The organism is Streptomyces wuyuanensis (assembly GCF_900103455.1).
Classification (GTDB): domain Bacteria; phylum Actinomycetota; class Actinomycetes; order Streptomycetales; family Streptomycetaceae; genus Streptomyces; species Streptomyces wuyuanensis.
Genome location: NZ_FNHI01000028.1, coordinates 106,977 through 127,329 on the forward strand (window position 1 = coordinate 106,977; position 20,353 = coordinate 127,329).

Genomic DNA, 20,353 nt, shown 5'->3' on the forward strand with positions numbered 1-20,353 from the left:
CTGGAAGGAACACCCGAAAGTGAAGCTTCAGCGCAAGAACGGGCTTCGCGCCACCGCGCTCGGTGCCCTCGCCGTGTCCGGCGCCCTGGTCCTCACGGCGTGTGGTTCGGACGACAACACCGGCGGCACCGGCGGCACCGGCGAGAAGACGAGCGCCGCGTCGAACATCAAGTGCGACGACGCCAAGGGCCAGCTCCTGGCGGCGGGGTCGACCGCACAGAAGAACGCCATGGACCTCTGGGTGAAGAACTTCCAGGCGGCCTGCTCCGGCGTCGAGGTCAATTACCAGGCCATCGGCTCCGGCGGTGGCATCACCAAGTTCACCCAGGGCCAGGTGGCCTTCGCCGGATCCGACTCCGCGCTGAAGCCCGAGGAGGTCGAGGAGTCCAAGAAGGTCTGCAAGACGGGCCAGGGCATCAACCTGCCGATGGTGGGCGGCCCGGTGGCCATCGGCTACAACCTCAGCGGCGTGGACAACCTCGTCCTCGACGCCCCCACCCTGGCCAAGATCTTCGACACGAAGATCAAGAAGTGGAACGACCCGGCGATCGCCAAGCTCAACCCGGACGTCAAGCTCCCCGGCACCACGATCCAGGCGTTCCACCGCTCGGACGAGTCCGGCACCACCCAGAACCTGCACAAGTACCTCAGCGAGGCCGCCCCGGCCGACTGGAAGCACGACCCGAAGTCGAAGTCGTGGGAGGCCCCCGGCGGCCAGGCCGCCAGCGGCTCCTCCGGCGTGGCTTCCTCCGTCAAGGGCACCGAGGGCGCGATCGGCTACTTCGAACTGTCCTACGCGACCGCTCAGAAGATCAGCACGGTCAAGCTCAGCACCGGCGCCTCCGCCCCGGTCGAGGCCACCACCGAGAACGCCTCGAAGGCCATCGCCGCCGCCAAGGTCAAGGGCACCGGGAACGACCTCGCCCTCAGCCTCGACTACAAGACCCAGGTCGACGGCGCCTACCCGATCATCCTGGTCACGTACGAGATCGCCTGCGACAAGGGCAACAAGGCGGAGACCCTGCCCGCGCTGAAGGCGTTCCTGAACTACACCGTCAGCGACGAGGGCCAGAAGGTCCTCTCGGACGCCGGCTACGCGCCGCTGCCGACCGAGATCGCGGCCAAGGTCCGCGAGATCGTCCCCACCCTGTCCTGACCCGACCGGGGCCGGTCCGTCACACCACGACGGGCCGGCCCCGGCATCCGGTGCACCGCCGCCGGGAGCCTCACGGCTCCGCAGACCGGAGAAACCATTGATGGCAACCACCATTCAGACCGACGCGCCGCCTCCACCGGGGCCGGCCGCAGCAGCGCCCAAGCCCAAGACCCGCCCGGGAGACCGTGTCTTCCTGGGCCTGTCCCGTGGTTCCGGCATCGCCCTGCTGATGATCATGGCCGCGATCGCGGGCTTCCTCAGCTACCGTGCCTTTCTCGCCATCTCGAAGGACCAAGGGAACTTCCTCACCACCTTCGAGTGGAACCCGGCCGGCGACCCGCCGGTCTTCGGCATCGCCGTCCTGGCCTTCGGCACGATCGTCTCCTCGGTCATCGCCATGGCCATCGCCGTGCCCGTCGCCGTCGGCATCGCGCTGTTCATCTCGCACTACGCGCCGCGCAGGCTCGCAGCGCCGCTCGCCTACATCGTGGACCTGCTCGCGGCCGTCCCGAGCATCATCTACGGCCTCTGGGGCGCGATCTTCCTCGTCCCCTACCTCGACGGCCTCAACCAGTGGCTCGACGAGTACATGGGCTGGACGTACATCTTCGACAAGGCCGGCGACGGCCCCGCGCGCAATCTGTTCACCGTCGGCATCCTGCTGGCGATCATGATCCTTCCGATCATCACCAACGTCACCCGTGAGGTCTTCCTCCAGGTCCCGAAGATGCACGAGGAGGCGGCGCTCGCCCTCGGCGCCACCCGCTGGGAGGTCATCCGCATGTCGGTGCTCCCCTTCGGCCGCTCCGGCATCATCAGCGCCTCCATGCTCGGCCTGGGCCGCGCGCTCGGCGAGACCATGGCCGTCGCCGTGGTCCTCTCCCCGAGCTTCCTGATCTCCGGTCACCTGCTCGACCCGGGCGGCGGCACCTTCGCCCAGAACATCGCCTCGAAGTTCAACGAGGCCAACGAGTTCGGCCGCGACGCCCTGATCGCCTCCGGCCTGGTTCTCTTCGTCATCACCCTGCTGGTCAACGGCGCGGCCCGGTGGATCATCGCCCGTCGCAAGGAGTACTCGGGGGCCAACGCATGAGCCACGTCGTCCAGGATCGGCGGCCGGTCACCACCGTGCGCGTCAACCACCTCTCCCACGCCCGGCTTCCCCGCTGGGCGCAGCCGGCCATCGCCGCCGGCGCCGTCGCCGCGGGCATCGGCCTCGGTACGGTCGCGGGCTGGCAGAGCCGAACCCAGTGGGGCATGCTGGCCGCCCTGCTCTTCGTGCTCGCCAGCTACCTGATCACCGCGAAGGTGGAAGGCAAGCGCCAGGCCAGGGACCGGGTCGCCACCAGCATCGTCTGGGTCGCCTTCGTCCTCGCCGTCGTCCCTCTCGTCTCCCTGTCGTGGGTCACGGTCAGCAACGGCCTGGAAGTCCTCGACCCGTACTTCCTCAGCCACTCCATGAACGCGGTCCTCGACGCCGAGACCGGCGGCGGGGTGTACCACGCCCTGCTCGGCACGATCGAGCAGGTCCTCATCGCCACGCTGATCGCCGCCCCGGTGGGTTTGCTCACCGCGGTCTACCTCGTCGAGTACGGCGGTGGAAGGCTGGCCAAGGCCGTCACCTTCTTCGTCGACGTCATGACGGGCATCCCGTCCATCGTCGCGGGCCTGTTCGTCCTGGCCACATGGAATCTGATATTGGGCTTCGGGCCCTCCGGATTCGCAGGCGCGCTCGCGCTCGCCATCCTGATGATGCCGGTCGTCGTCCGCTCCACCGAGGAGATGCTCAAGCTCGTCCCGAACGAGCTGCGCGAGGCCTCGCTCGCGCTCGGCGTCCCCAAGTGGCGGACGATCCTCAAGGTGGTCATCCCCACCGCGATCGGCGGCATCACCACGGGCGTCATGCTCGCGGTGGCCCGCATCACCGGTGAGACGGCTCCCGTGCTGCTGCTCGTCTTCGGCACGAAGCTGATCAACCCGAACCCCTTCGAAGGCGCCCAGGCGTCCCTGCCGCTGTACGTGTACGAGCAGTACGCCGTCGGCACGGACGCCTCCATCTCCCGCGCCTGGGCCGCCGCCCTCGTGCTGATCGCCTTCGTCATGATCCTCAACCTGGTGGCCCGCGGCATCGCCCGCTGGAAGGCCCCGAAGACCGGCCGCTGAGCGCGCGGCGATTTGGAAGTGACTGAGTAATGGCCAAGCGAATCGACATCAGCGGACTGTCCGCCTTCTACGGCTCCCACAAGGCGATCGAGGACATCTCGATGACCGTGGAGCCCCGCTCGGTGACGGCCTTCATCGGCCCCTCCGGCTGCGGCAAGTCGACGTTCCTGCGCACCCTGAACCGCATGCACGAGGTCACCCCCGGCGGCCGTGTCGAGGGCAAGGTGATGCTGGACGACGAGAACCTGTACGGCAAGGACGTCGACCCCGTCGCGGTGCGGCGCACCGTCGGCATGGTGTTCCAGCGCCCCAACCCGTTCCCGACGATGTCCATCTTCGACAACGTCGCCGCCGGCCTGCGGCTGAACGGCTCGTACAAGAAGAACCAGCTCAACGACGTCGTCGAGCGTTCCCTCAAGGGCGCCAACCTCTGGAACGAGGTCAAGGACCGCCTCAACAAGCCCGGCTCGGGCCTCTCCGGCGGCCAGCAGCAGCGGCTGTGCATCGCCCGCGCGATCGCGGTCGAGCCGGACGTCCTGCTGATGGACGAGCCCTGCTCGGCGCTCGACCCGATCTCCACGCTGGCGATCGAGGACCTGATCGGCGAGCTGAAGGAGCGCTTCACGATCGTCATCGTGACGCACAACATGCAGCAGGCGGCGCGCGTCTCCGACCGCACGGCGTTCTTCAACCTCGCGGCGGTCGGGCAGCCCGGCAAGCTCATCGAGATAGACGAGACGGAGCGGATCTTCTCCAACCCGTCCGTCCAGGCGACCGAGGACTACATCTCGGGCCGCTTCGGCTGAGCACCCCCGTACTGCCCTGCGGTGCTGCATGGCGGTGCCACCGCAGGGCGAACGGTCGGCCCCCTCTCATCCGAGCGGGGGCCGACGTTTTGCGCTCCGGCGGTTCCGGGGGGCTTCCGGGCGCGAGGCGTGCGCGGGCGCCCGCGACCCGCGCCACCGGACGCCGTACGCCCGGACCCGGCCGGGCACGAGCCTCAGCCGGGGAGACCCCCCGGGAACGAGGTCCGGGGGAGAACGAGTTCGGAACGAGGTCCGGGAGAGTCGGACGACGGACGCACGGGCCGCGCGACAGGAAAACACCGCGCCCCGAAGCGGGGCGCGGTGCACGCGGGAGTGTCACCCCCCGGCCTTCGGACCTTCGCGGTCCGGCACTAGCCGAACGCCAGGTTCACGACCCAGAAGCTCAGGGCGGCGACGAACGCCGCTGCCGGCATCGTGATGAACCACCCCATCACGATGTTCTTCGCGACGCCCCACCGCACCGCGTTCACCCGCTTCGTCGCCCCGACACCCATGATCGCCGAGGTGATCACGTGCGTCGTGGAGATGGGCGCGTGGAAGAGGAACGCCGAGCCGAACATGATCGACGCACCGGTCGTCTCCGCCGCGAACCCCTGCGGCGGGTCCAGTTCGATGATCTTGCGGCCGAGCGTACGCATGATGCGCCAGCCACCCGCGTACGTACCGAGCGACAGCATCACCGCGCAGACGACCTTCACCCACACCGGAATCGGGTCGCCGTAGTCCTCGACGTCGGCAATGACCAGGGCCATCACCACGATGCCCATGGTCTTCTGGGCGTCCTGGAGGCCGTGGCCGAGAGCCATGCCCGCCGCCGACACCGTCTGGGCGATGCGGAAGCCCCGCTTCGCCTTCGCCGGATTGGCCCGCCGGAACATCCACAGGATCGCGGTCATCACCAGATAGCCGACGACCAGGCCGACCACGGGCGAGACGAACATCGGGATGACGACCTTGTCGAGCACCCCGCCCCAGATGACCTCGGTGCCGCCGGCCAGCGCCGCACCCACCATGCCGCCGAAGAGCGCGTGCGAGGACGACGAGGGCAGACCGAAGTACCAGGTGACCAGGTTCCAGATGATCGCGCCGACCAGCGCCGCGAACAGGATGCCCATGCCGCGGTCGCCCTTGGGCGTCTCGATCAGGCCCTCGCTGACGGTCTTGGCGACCCCGCTGCCGAGGAAGGCGCCCGCGAGGTTCATCACCGCGGCCATCGCCAGGGCGGCGCGCGGCGTCAGCGCACGCGTCGACACGGAGGTGGCGATCGCGTTCGCGGAATCGTGGAAACCGTTGGTGTACGTGAAGAAGAGCGCGACCCCGATGGTCACGACCAGCGCAAAGGTGTCCACGTCCGCTCAGGACTCCTTGACCGCGATGGTCTCCACCGTGTTGGCCACGTGCTCGAACGCGTCCGCGGCCTCCTCGAGCACGTCGACGATCTGCTTGAGCTTGAGCACCTCGATGGCGTCGTACTTGCCGTTGAAGAGGTGTGCCAGGAGCTTGCGGTGGATCTGGTCCGCCTGGTTCTCCAGACGGTTCACCTCGATCCAGTACTCGGTGAGGTTGTCCATCGTCCGCAGGTGCGGCATGGCCTCCGCCGTCAGCTCCGCGGCCCGCGCCAGCACCTCGATCTGCTGCTCGACGCCCTTCGGCAGCTCCTCGACGTTGTAGAGGACGACCAGATCGACGGCCTCCTCCATGAAGTCCATGATGTCGTCCAGCGACGACGCGAGGGAATAGATGTCCTCACGGTCGAAGGGCGTGATGAACGAGGAGTTCAGCTGATGGAAGATCGCGTGGGTGGCGTCGTCCCCGGCGTGCTCCGCTGCGCGCATCCGTTCCGCGATCTCGGCCCGGGCGGGACCGTCCGCTCCGAGCAGTTCCATCAGGAGTTTCGAGCCCGTGACGATGTTGTCCGCGGACGCGGCGAACATGTCGTAGAAGCTCGTCTCCCTGGGGGTCAGACGAAATCGCACGTGGGGTCCTCGGGGTGCTGGGTTTCGGTCAGGCTGATGCTAGGCGCATCATCCGGCCACGGCTAACCGGCGTCCCCTCAGTGTCGCCCATCGAGAAGAGGGATCAGCACGGGGCCCTGCCCGAACCATCAGGGATCGGTACCATATACCCACGAGGGGTATACCGGACAGGTCTGCGGGAGGACCGATGACGACCACGGACACGGCCGGCGGACTTCCGGTCACGGCTCACGAGGAACCCGGCCACGACCAGGGCGTCCACGGCTACCACAAACAGAAGGACGAGCACCTCAAGCGGCTGCGCCGGATCGAGGGCCAGATCCGCGGGCTCCAGCGCATGGTTGACGAGGACACGTACTGCATCGACATACTCACTCAGGTCTCCGCTTCCACGAAGGCGCTGCAGTCCTTCGCACTGCAACTGCTGGAGGAGCATTTGCGCCACTGCGTGGCCGACGCCGCACTCAAGGGCGGCGACGAGATCGACGCGAAGGTCGAGGAGGCGACGAAGGCGATCGCCCGCATGCTGCGGACCTGACCACCGCCCGCCCGGGGCCCGGCCGCGATCGCGCCGGCCGGCCTCACTCGCCGTCGGCCGCGGCCACGTGGACGTTCAGCACCTCGTCGATGCGGTCGGGGCTCAGGCGCTCCCCGTCCGCGGCCGAGGCCGCGATCATCAACTCACCGCACAACTCGATCTCGGCGAGGGCGACGTGGTCCTGGACCGTCGGCGTACTGGCGGGAGCCACGTGCATTCACCTCTTCCGGCCGGTGTCGGCTTCCTAGCGTAGGGAGCGGGATACACGCCGCGCATGGCACGTCCGGACCATTTACCGACCCCCCGGTGCCTACATCCGGACGCGGCCGGCGTAGATGTCGCCCCGGCCGGGGAGCCGCACCACGACGGGGGCGCCGAAGTCGTACAGCAGGGTCGTGGACGCCACGGCGACCGTTCTGCCCTGGTTCGCGAAGCTGAACTGATGGCGCACCTTGCGCAGCCTGCCCTCGGAGTCGAGATAGGCGTCGAAGGCCACCAAATCCTGGGCGAACCCCTTCGCCGCGGCGGCGAGCGACCCGCGGGCGTGCGGGGACGCGGCCCGCGCGGCGTGCGCGATGTCCGTCGTGCCGCGGTAGTGCGTGACCCGCACCCCCGCCAGCTCCTCGTGGCCGACGACCGTCGCGCTGCGCGCCCCGCGCAGCAACTCCGCGGCGGCGGCCGGATCGGTCGCGCCGCCCGTGACGAGATTGCCGTCCGTCAGCGTCGTCGTGTCCACCCTGACCCATTTGTCCGGTGGTACACCGGCGCCGCGGTCCTTCATGTAGAGGGCGCCCGGGGCGAGCAGTTCGGTGATCGGCTGATGACCGCTGGACCCGGCAGGATCCTTGGGGAGCACCACGCGCAGCCTGCCCATGGCCCGCCGGAAGTCGTACCCGCCCTCGCCGCGGATGGTGAGCCGGGTCCCGCCGGCGGCCGTCTCCATGGCGGTTCGGGCCTTCGCCGTACCGGCCTCGGCCAGTACGTCGGCGGCCTTCCGAACACTGAGGAGGGGATCCGAACCGGCCCGGGCGTCGGCGACGGCGTCCCCGCCGGCCGAGCACCCCGCGGTACCGGTCACACCCATCACGGCGGCAGCGGCACACGCGCCGCGCCTGAGCCAGTGCTGCTGCACCACCATCGCCTGTCAACCCCCAACACGCTCGCCGCTGCCCCGCATAACGACCGGTACCGTGGAAGGGTGCGCACGTCCGCCCACCACACCACGACCGTCGAGCGGGGTTCCTTCGCGCTGGCCCGCTGTTCCTGCGGCTGGGCCGGCCCCGCCCGTCGCTCCAGGGAACGCGCCCGCACCGATGCGAGGGCGCACGAGACCGCCACGCCCGCCTAGGCCGTGGCCTACGCCCGAAACGCGGTCGGCCCGCCCGGTGTCCACGGCCGCCCGGGCGCCGGAGGCGGTCGAGCGGGGGCCGGCCGGACGGGCCGGTGGCACCGGAGGGAATGCCCGGGATCACCGGACCGAACTGTCAGGAGAAGGACGGGAAGGTCGCCGGGAAGGTCCGGGACGCGGGCGGGCTACGCCGCCAGGTCGTTGTGCCCCGGGCGTACCCCGGGCTCCGGAATGTCGAGCAGCTCGTGCTGCTGCTCCGCCGCCACCGCCCGGCGCGACCGCACGAGCCGTCCGGCGGGGCCCGAGCGGGAGACGGCCGACACCAGCGGGGTGAGCAGGGCCTGCGCGAGGGGGGCGAGGAGAAGCACCACGGCCGTGCCGAGCGCGAACCCGCCGACGACGTCCGTCGGGTAGTGGACGCCCATGTACACGCGGCAGAAGCCCTCGGCGAGGGCGAGCCCGATCGCCGCGAACCCGAAGCCGCGGTGGGCGACGAACACCCCGACGCCGATGGCCATCGCCATCGTCGAGTGGTCGCTGACGAAGGAGAAGTCGGTCTTGCCGGCGATCAGGACCTCGAGCCCCTGGTGGTCGAGGAACGGTCTCGGCCGTTCCACGAACCCGCGGATCGGCACATTGACCAGCAGGGCGATGCCCGCCCCCAGCGGCGCCCAGACCAGTGCGGCGACGGCGCCGATCGAGTCCTCGGGCGTGCCGCGCCGGCGCACGCTCCACCAGCACCAGAGCCCCACCATGACGAGGGCGAGCATGATTCCGTACTCACCGACGAACTCCATGACGCGGTCGAACCACGGCGGAGCCGACCGGGCCAGCCCGTTGATGTCGTAGAGCAGGCCGACATCCGGATTCACGCCGTCGAGTGCGAGTCCAGCCATCTGCTGCGGCCCCTTGCCTGTGTGTCGCCAGCCGCGGCGCACGCCCGTGTGCGCCGCATTCCGAGACCCCCGTGGTCGGTGCGGTCTGTACGTACTGCTCCGGTCCAGGGAACGACCCGTTCCGCGCGTGCGTTCCACTCTCCACGAAACGATCACCATGACGTTATCGAAGAGTGATACGTCGTCGCAGTTCAGGCCGGGGCTTGACGGAGAGTTCCGGCCACGGCCGACGCCCCGTCAGCCGGCCGTCAGACGGCGGACCCTGGAGGAGTCGGCAGCGCCTCGGCACCGTCCTTGGTCACCCGGGTCGCACCGAAGTAGTCCGGGGTGTCGATCCTGTCGAACCGGATCACCGCCCCGGTGTACGGAGCGTTGATCATATAGCCCCCGCCGACGTACAGCCCGACGTGCCTGATCGCCCGGGAGTTGGTCAGGTCGTCGGAGAAGAACACCAGGTCCCCGGGGAGCAGTTCGTCCCTCGACGGGTGCGGCCCCGCGTTGTACTGGTCGTTGGCCACGCGCGGCAGCTCGATCCCGACGGTGCGGTACGCGGCCTGCGTCAGGCCCGAGCAGTCGAACCGGCCACCCTGCTCCGGTGTCCCGTTCCCGCCCCACAGGTACTTCGTGCCGAGCTTCTGCTGCGCGAAGTAGATGGCGCCGGCCGCCTGCCGCGACGGCTCCACCCGCCCGACGGGCCGGGCGAAGCTCTTCTCCAGCGTCCGGATGACCTTCACGTAGTTGCGCGTCTCCTTGTACGGCGGCACCCCGCCGTACTTGATCACGGCGTACGCGCCCGCGTTGTACGCGGCGAGCATGTTGTCGGTCGGATCGCCCGGGGCCTTCTTCACGTACCCCGCGAGCTTGCAGTCGTACGAGGCCGCCGACGGGATCGCGTCCGCGGGGTCCCACACGTCCCGGTCGCCGTCGCCGTCCCCGTCGACGCCGTGCGCCGCCCAGGTGCCGGGGATGAACTGGGCGATGCCCTGTGCGGCGGCGTGGCTCTGGGCCCTCGGGTTCCAGCCGGACTCCTGGTACAGCTGCGCTGCGAGCAGTGCCGGGTTGATGGCCGGGCACAGATTGCCCCACTTCTGCACCAGCGGCTGGTACAGCGCGGGCACGGCCCCCTTGGCCAGCGCCACGGCACCCTTCGCCCCGCCACCGAGGCCCGCCGCCGCGGAGTAGGTCCCGACGACGAGCAGGGCGAGGAAGCTCAGGCAGAGCCCGACGGCCCCGCCGGCGACGAGCCACGCCTTACGCACCGTCAATCACCCTCCGCCGCACGGCAGTCCACCGCTCGTCAGTGTAGGCGGGGAGGGCCCGGTTCAGGGGGCGCACGAGGGGGTCGGCGAAGCACGGTCGACGATGCGGGGTGCGGAGGGGCGAGGCGGGAGAACGGGGGCGGGCCAGTCGGAGGGGCGGGTCGAGAGCACGGGAGGCGGGGCGAGGCGGGCTGAGGCAGCGAGGCGGGAAGAAGGGGCGGGCCCGGGACTGTTCCCTCCGGTTACCCGCGGGTAGCGTGTGGCACGTACACGTGTCTGCGGCGAGAGGCGACCCGTCATGGCGCAACACCAGGCGTTCTACGAGCGGACATCCGAGAGCCGCTTCTCGCCGACCGAGCACACCCGCGGCCCCTGGGACCCCGGATCGCAGCACGCCGGGCCGCCCGCCGCGCTGCTCGGCCGCGCCCTGGAGGAGCGGCCGGGCGCACGCACCGACATGCGACTCGCACGAGTGACCTACGAGATCGTCCGGCCCGTGCCGATCCGGCCGCTGGAGGTGACCACGACCGTCGTGCGGACCGGGCGGAGCGTGGAGCTCGTCGAGGCGGCGCTCACGCCCGAGGGCGGGGCGCCGGTGATGTTCGCCCGCGCACTGCGCGTCCGCACGCTCGGCGAGCCGGGACCCGCGGTCGCCGAGGGACCGCAGGTGCCCTCCCCGGGAGGGACGGCCGAGACGCCGTTCTTCGCCGTACCGTGGGACGTGGGCTACCACACGGCCATGGACACCCGGTTCACCGAGGGGACCTTCCGGGAGCGGGGCCCCGGAACCTGCTGGATGCGGATGAGGATGCCGCTCGTCGCGGGCGAGGAGATCCGCCCACTGGACCGCGTCCTGGTCGCGGCGGACTCCGGCAACGGCATCAGCAACGTCCTCGACTTCGAGCGCCATGTGTTCGTGAACGCCGACCTGACGGTCCATCTGCACCGGCACCCGGTCGGCGAATGGGTCTGCGTCGAGGCCCGTACGAGCGTCGACCCGGCCGGCATCGGACTCGCGGACGCCCGGCTGCACGACGAGAAGGGCCCGATCGGCCGCAGCGCCCAGAGCCTCTTCGTCGCCCCTCGCTGACGCCGTCACCCCGGACCCCACGGTGCGCGCCGGACCCCGCCGACCCCGGAAAGGTGGTCTGGACCAGCAACGGTTACGCTGTGTCACGCAGCCGGGAAGGCTGTGAACCACCCGCCGTTCGACCGACGGCGGGAGACCAACACCAGGAGCAACAAGTGCAGAACCTTCAGAACGCGGGGACGGGCGTCAAGTCGGCGGGCCGCAACGGCGACGCCGGGGGAACCATCGCCGCCGTGACCGTCATCTCCCTCATAGCCGTGGCCATCGGGCTGCTCGGCTTCATGGTCGTCAACCGCTGACCCTCCCTCCCACACCACGGGGCGGCGCCGTACTCCGGCGCCGCCCCGCGCTCATGACTCCCGGTCAATGACTCCCGCCGCACGCCGGAGAGCGCCCCCGGCACCGGATTCACGCCCTGAGTGCCACAACGACAGTCATTGCCCGAAGTCACGCTCCGTGATACACAGAGTGACGAAACGTGTCCTCACGCCCGCGCCAGCCGCGCGAGACACCGCAGGTCAGAGCGACCGGGCCGGCATCCGTGCGCGGATCGAGTAAAGAGAGCCGCCAAGTCGGCGCACGCGGACGGTTTCATCAGCGAAGATAGAGCGATGGCCTGTGCCATGGGGCAGGGGCGGACAACTACCCAACAGGGGCGGTGAGTTATATGTACCTGGCGGCTGAGAAGGGCGACATCACCACCATCATCGGCGGAATCGCCCCGAACTGGGGGCCTTTCGGCAGCCTCGGGAACGAGGCGCGCGTGATGATCGAGGTCGTGATGGCCGTCGCCATCCTGCTCTGCCTGGGCATCGCGATCTGGGGAGCCGCGAAGCAGCGCATCGGCGCCACGGCCCTCCGCGACACCTTCAGCGCGGAACAGGGCAAGGGCCTGATCGTCGCCGGGCTGACCGGAGTCTTCATCATCGGGTCACTGGGGACCCTGTTCACCATCGTGTACGGGATGGCCGTCTGACGCCCCGTACCGCACCGCGCCCGTCCCCGACACCACCCGTCCGTCGCGCCCACCGACAGAGGTTGCGTCCCCCTGATGTCGAGTCACCACACCCCGCCCGTACGGAGAGCAGCAGGGCTACCGTCGTACTACGGCACGGCAACGCACACGGCTGAGGGGGCGCACGCGGCATGAGCTACGACGACGAGACCGACGGCTTCGGCAGCGGCGCCGGCGGCACGGGCCAGACCCGCACCCGCCTCCCCGAAGGCGGCACGGGCGACGTCTACGGCGGCGCCCGCCGGCCCACCCGCAACTCCCGCTCCCTCGTCACGGTCGTGGGCGTGGTCGTCCTCCTCATCGCCGCCATCGCCTTCGCCAACCGAGGCGACGGCACGGACTCCCCCAGAACCACCGACACGGCCAAGGGCACGTCCCCCACCGCGGCCACGGGCATCCGCCCGGTCGCGGACAAGCACGCAGGAATCCCCGCGGGCTACGCGAGGGACGACCAGGGAGCCCAGAGCGCGGCGGCGAACTACGCGGTTGCGCTCGGTTCGGCCGAGATGTACGACCAGGCACGCCGCCACGAGATCGTAGGTGCCGTGTACGCCCCCGAAGTGCTGGCCGCCCGGCAGGCGGACTTCGACAAGGTCTACGCCGACAAGGGATTCCTCTCCCGTATCGGGCTGCGGGAGGACGGCACCGCCCCCGAGGGCCTCACCTTCATCTCTCGCGTCGTGCCCGTGGGCACCAAGGTGGAGAAGTTCGTCGGCGACACCGCAGTCGTGGCCGTCTGGTACTCGTCGCTGTTCGGCCTGGCCGGGGAGGGCTCCAAGAACCCCGTCTCCGAGAGCTGGTACACGACCACCTACGACATGAAGTGGATCGACGGAGGCTGGAAGATCACCGGGCACGCGCAGAAGGACGGGCCCGTGCCCGTGGGCCGCGACCAAGCGGCTTCGAGCGCCAAGGAAATGGCCGACGCGGTGGAACAGTTCGGAGGGTTCACCTATGCCCGGTAAGCGCTCCGGCCGCGCGGCCGCCCTGGCCGCAGCCGTCTGCGGACTGCAGGCCGTCCTCACGGTCACGGCTGCTCGTGTCGCCGCAGCACCCACCCCGACACCCGGCCCGAGCGGCAGCAACAACCCGTGCGACCTGATCCGTGGCCCCGCCCGCGACTACTGCGAGAACGGCGAATCCGGCGGAGCCGCCCGCCGCGCCCCCTCTCTCGACGACCCCGCCGGCGCCCTCGATCCCCTCTCCTCCCTCGCCCGCGGCTGCGCCGACGCCGCCGCCTGGGTCGTCGACACCCTCTCCAAGGCCGTGAAGTCCACCGCCGAAGTGGACTTCACCAACGCCACCTTCCTCGGCCAGTACGCCGTCGTCTTCGCCGCCGCCACCTTCCTCACCCTCCTCCTGTGGCTGCTCGCCGTAGCCAAGCGCGCCATCCGCGGCGTCCCCCTCGCCACCGCCGTCTCCGAGGCCGTCGGCTTCCTCTGGCTCACCGTCCTCGCCTCCGCCTTCACACCGCTGATCCTCTACACACTGGTGTCCGCGACCGACTCCATCACCGACGTGATCGCCCAGGGCACCGGCGGCCAGACCGACGTGTTCTTCGGGGGTTTCAAGGAGGCGCTGCAGAAGGGCGACGACATCGGCGGCGGGCCGATCATGCTGATCGTCGTGTCGCTGGTGACGATCGTCGCCGCCGGCATCCTCTACCTGGAGCTGTTCCTCCGCGCCGTCCTCCTGTACGTCGGCGCCCTGCTCGGCGTCGTCGTGTACTCGGGTCTCGTGGACAAGAACATGTGGGGCCACGTCCGGCGCTGGGCCGGAATCATGATCGCGGTGATCCTCGTCAAACCGGTCATCGTCATCGTGCTCGGCCTTGCCGGGGCACTGTCCGCCGACGACGGGCCGGACTCGTTCTCCGCAGTCGTCACGGGACTCGCCATCATCCTGCTCGCGATCTTCGCCTCCGCGATGATCTACCGTTTCGTTCCCGGGTTCGGCGACGAGATCGCCGCCTCCCGCAACAACCGACTCCAGAACAGCGCGGAGAACAAGGCCGCCGCCGTCATCAGTTCGCCCGCCGCCTTGGTCTCCCAGGGCATCAAGACCCACAGCAGCCGCACCCACCAGCCGGGCGGGGGCGGATCCGGAAGCGGCAGCGCCCCCAGCCCGGTCGCGGGCGGAGTCGCCGCCCACAGCACACGCGGGGCCGGAGCGGGTACCGCGAGCGGGGGCGGCGGAAGCGTCCCCACGGCGGCACCTCCGCCCCGTAGCGGAGGCCCGGGCGGCACCCCGCACGGCCACCGCAGGAACTCCGGCAGCACCACCGGCACGAGCACAGGAAGCACAGGAGGTGGAGGGCGTTGACGACGCAGTCCCCGGCCATCGCGCCCCGCCGCACGTATCTGATCGGCCGGGCCAGGCCGAACGCGATCATCGGCAAGAACCGCGAGACGGGCGAGATCGCCCTGATCATCGCCGGCGCGTTCCTCGGCATGATGAGCGGACTGCTGGTACCCGTCCTGTCCCTGCGCATCGTGCTGCTCATGGGCTTCCCGCTGATCGCGCTGGCCGCCGTGTACGTGCCGTACAAGCAGCGCACCTTCTACCGCTGGTACGAGATCAACCGCAGCTACAAGCGCACCCTGCGTCAGGGCACCGTCTACCGCTCCGGCGCCATCGAGGCGGGCACCCGCGTCGACGGCCGCGAGGTCGAGATCGGTCCGCCGCCCGGCATCGGCCGGATCAACTGGCTCGCCGCGCCCTTCGGCCCGGACGAGATCGCCGTACTGCTGCACGCCGACCGGCGCACCGTCACCGCCGCCATCGAGATCGAAGGCCCCGGCGTCGGCCTGCGGGACAGCGAGGACCAGGAAGCCCTGGTGGACCGTTTCGGCACGCTGCTGAAGCATGTCGCCAACGGCGACGGCTTCGTGACGCGCCTTCAGATGCTCGCCCGCACCCTGCCCGCCGACCCGGACGCCCACGCCAAGGACGTGGCCCAGCGCGGCGACCACGGCGCCCCAGCCTGGCTCCAGCAGTCCTACGACCAGCTTCAGTCGATGGTCTCCACCTCGAGCGAGCAGCACCGCGCCTATCTGGTCGCCTGCATGCACTACACCCGGGAACTGGCCGCCGAGGCCCACACCATGGCCCGCGCCGCCAGCCACGCCACCGGCGCCAAACGGCTGGACAAGGACGCCGGCCTCGCGGTCGTCATGGCCCGCGAGCTGACCGACATCTGCGCCCGCCTCGCCGAGGCCGACATCCGCGTCCGCCAGCCGCTCGGCCAGGCCCGGCTCGCCTCCCTCGTGCACTCCATGTACGACCCGGACCACCCCATCGACCACATCCAGGCCATGACCAAGCGCAATGCCTGGCCCGCCGAACTCGACGCGGTGGAGCCCACCTACCTCCAGGCCAAGACCCGTGAGTCCGCCACCCGCGCCCCCTGGTGCCACGCCACCGCCTGGGTCAAGGAGTGGCCGATGACCCCCGTCGGCGTCAACTTCCTCGCCCCGCTGCTCGTCCACACCCCGGACGTGATCCGCACGGTGGCGGTCTGCATGGACCTGGAGCCCACCGAGGTCGCCATCGAGCGCATGCTCACGGAGAAGACGAACGACGAGGCCGAGGCCAGTCGCGCCGCCAAGATGAACCGCACCGTCGACCCCCGCGACATCGCCGCACACGGCCGACTCGACCAGCGGGGTGAAGATCTCGCCAGCGGCGCGGCAGGCGTCAATCTTGTCGGGTACATCACTGTGTCGTCGCGTACGCCCGAGGCCCTGGCCAGGGACAAGCGCACGATCAGGGCCTCGGCGGGCAAGTCGTACCTGAAGCTGGAGTGGTGCGACCGCGAGCACCACCGGGCCTTTGTGAACACGCTGCCGTTCGCCACCGGCATCCGCCGATAGCGGCTGACACGCACCGACACGCGCCGATAGGGGCCCTCATCCGATGCGAGACCCGCTGTCCGTCCTCACCGAGTCGTTCACGTCCTTCCTCTTCGGGAAGGTCGAGACGACCCGCTCACCCGTGCGCACCTCCACGGGCCAGGCGCAGGCCGTCTACCTGCCGACCGCCGCGCCCGGCCTCGGGGACTCGGGCGTGATCATCGGCCGCGAGGTGTACAGCGGCAAGGGCTACGTCTACGACCCGTTCCAGCTGTACGGACAGCAGCTCCCCGCCCCCCACTGGCTGGTCCTCGGCGAGTCCGGCAACGGAAAGTCGGCGCTGGAGAAGACGTACGTCCTGCGACAGCTCCGCTTCCGCGACCGACAGGTCGTCGTGCTCGACGCCCAGGGCGAGGACGGCGTCGGCGAGTGGAACCTCATCGCCCAGGAGCTGGGAATAACGCCGATCCGGCTCGACCCGATGGCCGCCCTGGACGACGGAATCCGCCTCAACCCGCTCGACCCGTCGATCACGACCACCGGACAGCTCGCGCTGCTGCGCACCATCATCGAGGTCGCCATGGGGCACGGCCTCGACGAGCGGGCCGGCTTCGCGCTCAAGGTGGCGCACGCGTACGTCAACGAGACCATCACCGACCGGCAGCCGGTGCTCACCGACATCGTCGAGCAACTCCGCCACCCGGAGCCCGAGTCGGCGGCGGCGATGAACGTCGACATCGACGACGTACGGGCCTGGGGCCTGGACGTCGCCCTGGTCCTCGACCGGCTCGTCGACGGCGACCTGCGGGGGATGTTCGACGGCCCCACGACCGTCGGCATCGATCTCGACGCCCCGCTCATCGTCTTCGACCTGTCGCACATCGACCGCAACTCCATCGCCATGCCGATCCTCATGGCGATCGTCGGCGTATGGCTGGAGCACACCTGGATCCGCCCCGACCGGAAGAAGCGCATCTTCCTCGTCGAGGAGGCCTGGCACATCATCAACAGCCCCTTCGTGGCCCAGCTCTTCCAGCGGCTGCTGAAGTTCGGCCGGCGGCTCGGACTGTCCTTCGTCGCGGTCGTCCACCATCTCAGCGACGTGGTCGACGGAGCCGCGGCCAGGGAGGCCGCCGCCATCCTGAAGATGGCGTCGACGCGCACCATCTACGCCCAGAAGGCCGACGAGGCCCGGGCCACGGGCAGAGTACTCGGGCTGCCCCGGTGGGCCGTGGAGATCATCCCCACCCTCACCCCCGGCATCGCGGTCTGGGACGTCAACGGCAATGTCCAGGTCGTCAAACACCTGGTGACGGAAGCCGAACGCCCCCTGGTCTACACGGACCGGGCGATGACGGAGTCCTCGCTCCCCGAGGACGTCCGGGCCGCGGAACAGGAGACGGAGGAGCGCGCGGCCTTCATCGAACGGCAGCAGCGCCGCCTGGACTCCTCCGAATCGACGGTGGCCTGACGGTGCCGCGCGACCCGCGAGGCGGTCCCGGACGCGACCAGCCGCACGAGGAACGAGGCATCCCGGACGGCCTGCTCCTCGGCGTCCTTGGCTTCCTCGTCGGACTGACCCTTCTGGTCTGGACGGCGACCGGCCTCGCGGGCCTGTTCGCGCACGGTTCCTGGCCGGACGGCGTCACGTTCACCAACACCCCGCTCGCCATACGCAGTCTCGTCTCCGACCCCCATGACCTGCCGGCGGCCTGGCCCGCCACACCGGCCGACCGGCTGTCCGGCTACGGACTGTTCTGGGGTCTGCTCATCGGCCAGTTGATGACGCTCGTGGTTCTGGCGGTGTTCGTCCTCGGCACCCTGGCCCGCTGGCGCGCGGTCCGGGCGCGGCGCAGGGAGCTCGGGGAGTCGCGGCAGGAGACCGGGAGAGCCACCGCGGCCGCACCGGTTCCGGTGAAAGTGCGGGACGAGCCGGCACCTCGAGCGACCGTGACGGTCGTGGATCAGCCGGGATCTCGGCCGACCGTCTCCGCAACCGAGGATGCTCCCGTGCCGGCGCAGTCGGTGGCCGGCCCCGGTACCGCGCTTCCCGTCGAAGCGGCGGCCCCCATGCCATCCGCGAGGGCGATCGAGCACATCGCACCCGCGGCACCCGCCGAGCCCTGCGTGCCCGCTGTCCCGTCCCCGTCCGAACCTGCCGGTGTCCCGGCCTCTCGCCGCCCCCACGTCCTCTACGGAGCCCCGTCCGTCCGGCGCACTTCCGCCGTCCAGTCGATCCGGGACGCCGCGGGCCCCGCGCTCGTCGTCACCTCCGACCCGACCGTCTGGGCGGAGACGAAGGACGGCAGGGCCAAGCTCGGCCCGGTCCTCGTCTACGACCCGGGCCACCTCTGCGACACACCCGACAGACTCCACTGGTCCCCGACGACCGGCTGTGAGGACCCGGCGACCGCGGCGAGCCGGGCGGCCGCGCTCTTCGCCCCCGTACGGCCCTGCTCCCGTCTCGACGAAGCCGTGGCGGACACTGCCGAAACTCTCCTGCGCTGCTGGCTGCACGCCGCCGCCGTCGACGGGCGCCCGTTCAAGCAGGTCCACCGCTGGGCCCAGGGCAGCGGAGCCCATGAACCCGTGCGTATCCTCCGTACCCATCACCAGGCCGCCTCCGGCCTCGCGGGGCTGCTCGAGTCGGCCCTCACCTCGCACACCGAACGCCGCGACATCGCACAGGAACTGACGGCCCGTACGCTGAGCGCCCTTTCCTCCGTCCACATCCGCGAGGCCTGCACTCCCAACCGAGCAGATTCGCTCATCCTGGAATCATTTGTGGACGAGGGGGGCACGCTTTATGTGGTGGGTGAATCGATCGAGGACCCACGCACCCGCCCGGGGGCCATGCCGCTTCTCACCGCCCTCACCTCAAGCGTGGTCGAGCACGGCCGCCGCATGGCCGCACGGTCATCCGACGGTCGGCTCGACCCACCAGTCACCCTCGTCCTGGACGACATCGCCGCCGTGGCGCCACTGCCCCTCCTCCCGGAGTTGCTGGCCACGGGCCCGGGACTGGGTATGCCCACGATCGCCCTGCTCCGCTCCCGGGAACAGGGCCGTGCCCGCTGGCCTCAGCCACTGACGGCAGACGACGCCGACCACGGCACCGGGGTGCGCTGACCCGGCGGAGGGACGCCTCAGGTCCGGCGCAGCTCGTACTCGAACTCCCGCGCCGACGGATCCGACGGCACCGGCACGGAGTCGCCGCTCGGCACGAACCCGAATCGCCGGTAGAACGCCATCGCCCGGCCGTTCCCCTCGTGCACATACAGCCGCACCCGCTCCACCGACGGCTCGGTCAGCGCCCACGACCACTCGACGGCGGCACGGAACAGCTGCTCCGTGACGCCGATCCCCCGCGCCTCCGGCCGTACGAACACTCCCACGAGATGCGTCTGGTCGACCTTGGCGGCCTCCCCGAACCTCACTTCGTCCGCCGGCCCTTCGACCATTACGGTCACGCTGCCGACCCAGCGGCCCCCGGAGTCCTCCGCGATGAACTGGCGGAAGCCCACCCCGGACGCGGCGGCGTCGGTGCGGTCCTGCCAGTACTCCGACGGCCGGTCCACCGCATGCTCATAGGTCTCCAGAAAGGCGATGGGCGCCGCGGGGTCCCGCAGAGCGGCCAGCCGGATCTCCCGGGCCTTCTCCCACTCGCCGGCTCGCACGGCGCGAATGTTGTGGTCCATGCTTCGATCCTGGCCGCGCCGACGGCGGTACGCCAAGGAGATTTCCCGGACCCGACCGCCGGGTCGGCGCCGCGGCGAGGTGTCCAACGCTGGTTCCGGATGGAACGATTTCAGGGTCCGGGTCTGTCGGGAATCGAATCCGCCCCTGAACGCGGAAAAGCCCCGGACCAATGGTCCGGGGCTTTCCCTGAAAAACTGTTCGGCGGTGTCCTACTCTCCCACAGGGTCCCCCCTGCAGTACCATCGGCGCTGAAAGGCTTAGCTTCCGGGTTCGGAATGTAACCGGGCGTTTCCCTAACGCTATGACCACCGAAACACTATGAAGATGTCGAACCAGCCGACCAACACGTGGTCTCGGCATGTTCGTTACTTCAGAACTAACACAGTGGACGCGAGCAACTGAGGACAAGCCCTCGGCCTATTAGTACCGGTCAACTCCACCAGTCACCTGGCTTCCATATCCGGCCTATCAACCCAGTCGTCTACTGGGAGCCTTACCCCATCAAGTGGGTGGGAGTCCTCATCTCGAAGCAGGC

21 protein-coding genes and 2 rRNA genes are annotated in these 20,353 nt (G+C 69.9%); 14 read left to right on the forward strand and 9 right to left on the reverse strand.

Features of this window, described 5'->3' with window-relative positions:
- Nucleotides 1-19: 19 nt before the first annotated feature.
- From pstS to pstB, 4 genes are all read left to right on the forward strand, one after another.
- The gene (gene pstS / locus BLT82_RS31965; protein ID WP_093661201.1) at nucleotides 20-1,156 is read left to right on the forward strand and encodes a phosphate ABC transporter substrate-binding protein PstS; all 1,137 of its coding nucleotides are present in this window, start codon (nucleotides 20-22) and stop codon (nucleotides 1,154-1,156) included.
- A 100-nt stretch (nucleotides 1,157-1,256) separates the two neighbouring features.
- Nucleotides 1,257-2,249 (forward strand): phosphate ABC transporter permease subunit PstC, encoded by a 993-nt coding sequence (gene pstC, locus BLT82_RS31970; RefSeq protein ID WP_093661203.1) that lies wholly within the window; start codon nucleotides 1,257-1,259, stop codon nucleotides 2,247-2,249.
- Nucleotides 2,246-3,319 carry a phosphate ABC transporter permease PstA gene (pstA, locus tag BLT82_RS31975; protein ID WP_093661205.1) on the forward strand — a complete coding sequence of 358 codons (1,074 nt, stop codon included), beginning with the start codon at nucleotides 2,246-2,248 and terminating at the stop codon, nucleotides 3,317-3,319. Before pstC ends, pstA begins: the two co-directional genes overlap by 4 nt.
- A 29-nt stretch (nucleotides 3,320-3,348) precedes the next feature.
- Nucleotides 3,349-4,125 carry a phosphate ABC transporter ATP-binding protein PstB gene (gene pstB / locus BLT82_RS31980; RefSeq protein ID WP_093661207.1) on the forward strand — a complete coding sequence of 259 codons (777 nt, stop codon included), beginning with the start codon at nucleotides 3,349-3,351 and terminating at the stop codon, nucleotides 4,123-4,125.
- 371 nt (nucleotides 4,126-4,496) lie between these two features.
- Here the strand turns inward: pstB and BLT82_RS31985 are convergent, their stop codons facing one another.
- On the reverse strand, nucleotides 4,497-5,495 hold the full coding sequence (locus tag BLT82_RS31985; RefSeq protein WP_093661209.1) for an inorganic phosphate transporter: 999 nt from the start codon (nucleotides 5,493-5,495) through the stop codon (nucleotides 4,497-4,499).
- Between the two features lie 6 nt (nucleotides 5,496-5,501).
- Entirely contained in the window at nucleotides 5,502-6,122 is a 621-nt protein-coding gene (locus BLT82_RS31990) for a DUF47 domain-containing protein (RefSeq protein ID WP_093661211.1), read from the reverse strand.
- Between the two features lie 187 nt (nucleotides 6,123-6,309).
- Between BLT82_RS31990 and BLT82_RS31995 the strand changes: the two genes are divergently transcribed.
- A complete protein-coding gene (locus BLT82_RS31995; RefSeq protein ID WP_093661213.1) occupies nucleotides 6,310-6,660 on the forward strand; it encodes a metal-sensitive transcriptional regulator in 351 nt (116 codons plus the stop codon).
- Between the two features lie 43 nt (nucleotides 6,661-6,703).
- Here BLT82_RS31995 and BLT82_RS37385 read toward each other — a convergent pair whose 3' ends face one another.
- Nucleotides 6,704-6,871, reverse strand: coding sequence for a hypothetical protein (locus BLT82_RS37385; protein WP_167746137.1), 168 nt, complete (start codon nucleotides 6,869-6,871; stop codon nucleotides 6,704-6,706).
- A 99-nt stretch (nucleotides 6,872-6,970) separates the two neighbouring features.
- Entirely contained in the window at nucleotides 6,971-7,798 is an 828-nt protein-coding gene (locus tag BLT82_RS32000; RefSeq protein ID WP_093661215.1) for an SCO4651 family lipoprotein, read from the reverse strand.
- Between the two features lie 60 nt (nucleotides 7,799-7,858).
- On the opposite strand from BLT82_RS32000, the gene BLT82_RS37390 reads away from it, so the two are divergent.
- Nucleotides 7,859-8,008: a hypothetical protein gene (locus tag BLT82_RS37390; protein WP_167746141.1), complete on the forward strand. Its 150-nt coding sequence runs from the start codon at nucleotides 7,859-7,861 to the stop codon at nucleotides 8,006-8,008.
- Between the two features lie 185 nt (nucleotides 8,009-8,193).
- Here BLT82_RS37390 and BLT82_RS32005 read toward each other — a convergent pair whose 3' ends face one another.
- The gene (locus BLT82_RS32005; protein WP_093661217.1) at nucleotides 8,194-8,904 is read right to left on the reverse strand and encodes a phosphatase PAP2 family protein; all 711 of its coding nucleotides are present in this window, start codon (nucleotides 8,902-8,904) and stop codon (nucleotides 8,194-8,196) included.
- Between the two features lie 248 nt (nucleotides 8,905-9,152).
- Complete coding sequence (locus BLT82_RS32010) at nucleotides 9,153-10,163, reverse strand: C40 family peptidase (protein ID WP_093661219.1); 1,011 nt, start codon at nucleotides 10,161-10,163, stop codon at nucleotides 9,153-9,155.
- A 298-nt stretch (nucleotides 10,164-10,461) separates the two neighbouring features.
- Here BLT82_RS32010 and BLT82_RS32015 point away from each other — a divergent pair, with 298 nt between their 5' ends.
- The 8 genes from BLT82_RS32015 (at nucleotide 10,462) to BLT82_RS32045 (ending at nucleotide 19,248) form a co-directional block, all read left to right on the forward strand.
- Nucleotides 10,462-11,253: a thioesterase family protein gene (locus BLT82_RS32015; RefSeq protein ID WP_093661221.1), complete on the forward strand. Its 792-nt coding sequence runs from the start codon at nucleotides 10,462-10,464 to the stop codon at nucleotides 11,251-11,253.
- Between the two features lie 155 nt (nucleotides 11,254-11,408).
- Entirely contained in the window at nucleotides 11,409-11,552 is a 144-nt protein-coding gene (locus BLT82_RS37395; RefSeq protein ID WP_167746142.1) for a hypothetical protein, read from the forward strand.
- Nucleotides 11,553-11,920: 368 nt separating this feature from the next.
- Nucleotides 11,921-12,229 (forward strand): hypothetical protein, encoded by a 309-nt coding sequence (locus BLT82_RS32020; RefSeq protein WP_017945892.1) that lies wholly within the window; start codon nucleotides 11,921-11,923, stop codon nucleotides 12,227-12,229.
- Between the two features lie 170 nt (nucleotides 12,230-12,399).
- Nucleotides 12,400-13,233 (forward strand): hypothetical protein, encoded by an 834-nt coding sequence (locus tag BLT82_RS32025; protein ID WP_093661223.1) that lies wholly within the window; start codon nucleotides 12,400-12,402, stop codon nucleotides 13,231-13,233.
- A complete protein-coding gene (locus BLT82_RS32030; RefSeq protein ID WP_093661225.1) occupies nucleotides 13,223-14,590 on the forward strand; it encodes a hypothetical protein in 1,368 nt (455 codons plus the stop codon). Before BLT82_RS32025 ends, BLT82_RS32030 begins: the two co-directional genes overlap by 11 nt.
- Nucleotides 14,587-16,140 (forward strand): SCO6880 family protein, encoded by a 1,554-nt coding sequence (locus tag BLT82_RS32035; RefSeq protein ID WP_093661227.1) that lies wholly within the window; start codon nucleotides 14,587-14,589, stop codon nucleotides 16,138-16,140. The genes BLT82_RS32030 and BLT82_RS32035 overlap by 4 nt, the downstream gene beginning before the upstream one ends.
- 43 nt (nucleotides 16,141-16,183) lie before the next feature.
- Nucleotides 16,184-17,590 carry an ATP-binding protein gene (locus tag BLT82_RS32040; RefSeq protein WP_093661229.1) on the forward strand — a complete coding sequence of 469 codons (1,407 nt, stop codon included), beginning with the start codon at nucleotides 16,184-16,186 and terminating at the stop codon, nucleotides 17,588-17,590.
- A 2-nt stretch (nucleotides 17,591-17,592) separates the two neighbouring features.
- Nucleotides 17,593-19,248, forward strand: coding sequence for a type IV secretory system conjugative DNA transfer family protein (locus BLT82_RS32045; RefSeq protein WP_404205640.1), 1,656 nt, complete (start codon nucleotides 17,593-17,595; stop codon nucleotides 19,246-19,248).
- 17 nt (nucleotides 19,249-19,265) lie between these two features.
- On the opposite strand, the gene BLT82_RS32050 is transcribed toward BLT82_RS32045, so the two are convergent.
- From BLT82_RS32050 to BLT82_RS32060, 3 genes are all read right to left on the reverse strand, one after another.
- Complete coding sequence (locus BLT82_RS32050; RefSeq protein WP_093661231.1) at nucleotides 19,266-19,817, reverse strand: GNAT family N-acetyltransferase; 552 nt, start codon at nucleotides 19,815-19,817, stop codon at nucleotides 19,266-19,268.
- A 197-nt stretch (nucleotides 19,818-20,014) separates the two neighbouring features.
- A 5S ribosomal RNA gene (gene rrf, locus BLT82_RS32055) occupies nucleotides 20,015-20,131 on the reverse strand.
- 87 nt (nucleotides 20,132-20,218) lie between these two features.
- Nucleotides 20,219-20,353, reverse strand: a 23S ribosomal RNA gene (locus BLT82_RS32060); the annotation flags it as partial.

Excerpts from the sequence above, each read along its gene's own strand:
- pstC (WP_093661203.1), top strand. The coding sequence starts at position 1,257 with ATGGCAACCACCATTCAGACCGACGCGCCGCCTCCACCGGGGCCGGCC.
- pstA (WP_093661205.1), top strand. The coding sequence starts at position 2,246 with ATGAGCCACGTCGTCCAGGATCGGCGGCCGGTCACCACCGTGCGCGTC.
- pstB (WP_093661207.1), top strand. The coding sequence starts at position 3,349 with ATGGCCAAGCGAATCGACATCAGCGGACTGTCCGCCTTCTACGGCTCC.
- BLT82_RS31995 (WP_093661213.1), top strand. The coding sequence starts at position 6,310 with ATGACGACCACGGACACGGCCGGCGGACTTCCGGTCACGGCTCACGAG.
- BLT82_RS32000 (WP_093661215.1), bottom strand. The coding sequence starts at position 7,798 with ATGGTGGTGCAGCAGCACTGGCTCAGGCGCGGCGCGTGTGCCGCTGCC.
- BLT82_RS32005 (WP_093661217.1), bottom strand. The coding sequence starts at position 8,904 with ATGGCTGGACTCGCACTCGACGGCGTGAATCCGGATGTCGGCCTGCTC.
- BLT82_RS32015 (WP_093661221.1), top strand. The coding sequence starts at position 10,462 with ATGGCGCAACACCAGGCGTTCTACGAGCGGACATCCGAGAGCCGCTTC.
- BLT82_RS32020 (WP_017945892.1), top strand. The coding sequence starts at position 11,921 with ATGTACCTGGCGGCTGAGAAGGGCGACATCACCACCATCATCGGCGGA.
- BLT82_RS32025 (WP_093661223.1), top strand. The coding sequence starts at position 12,400 with ATGAGCTACGACGACGAGACCGACGGCTTCGGCAGCGGCGCCGGCGGC.
- BLT82_RS32030 (WP_093661225.1), top strand. The coding sequence starts at position 13,223 with ATGCCCGGTAAGCGCTCCGGCCGCGCGGCCGCCCTGGCCGCAGCCGTC.
- BLT82_RS32040 (WP_093661229.1), top strand. The coding sequence starts at position 16,184 with ATGCGAGACCCGCTGTCCGTCCTCACCGAGTCGTTCACGTCCTTCCTC.
- BLT82_RS32050 (WP_093661231.1), bottom strand. The coding sequence starts at position 19,817 with ATGGACCACAACATTCGCGCCGTGCGAGCCGGCGAGTGGGAGAAGGCC.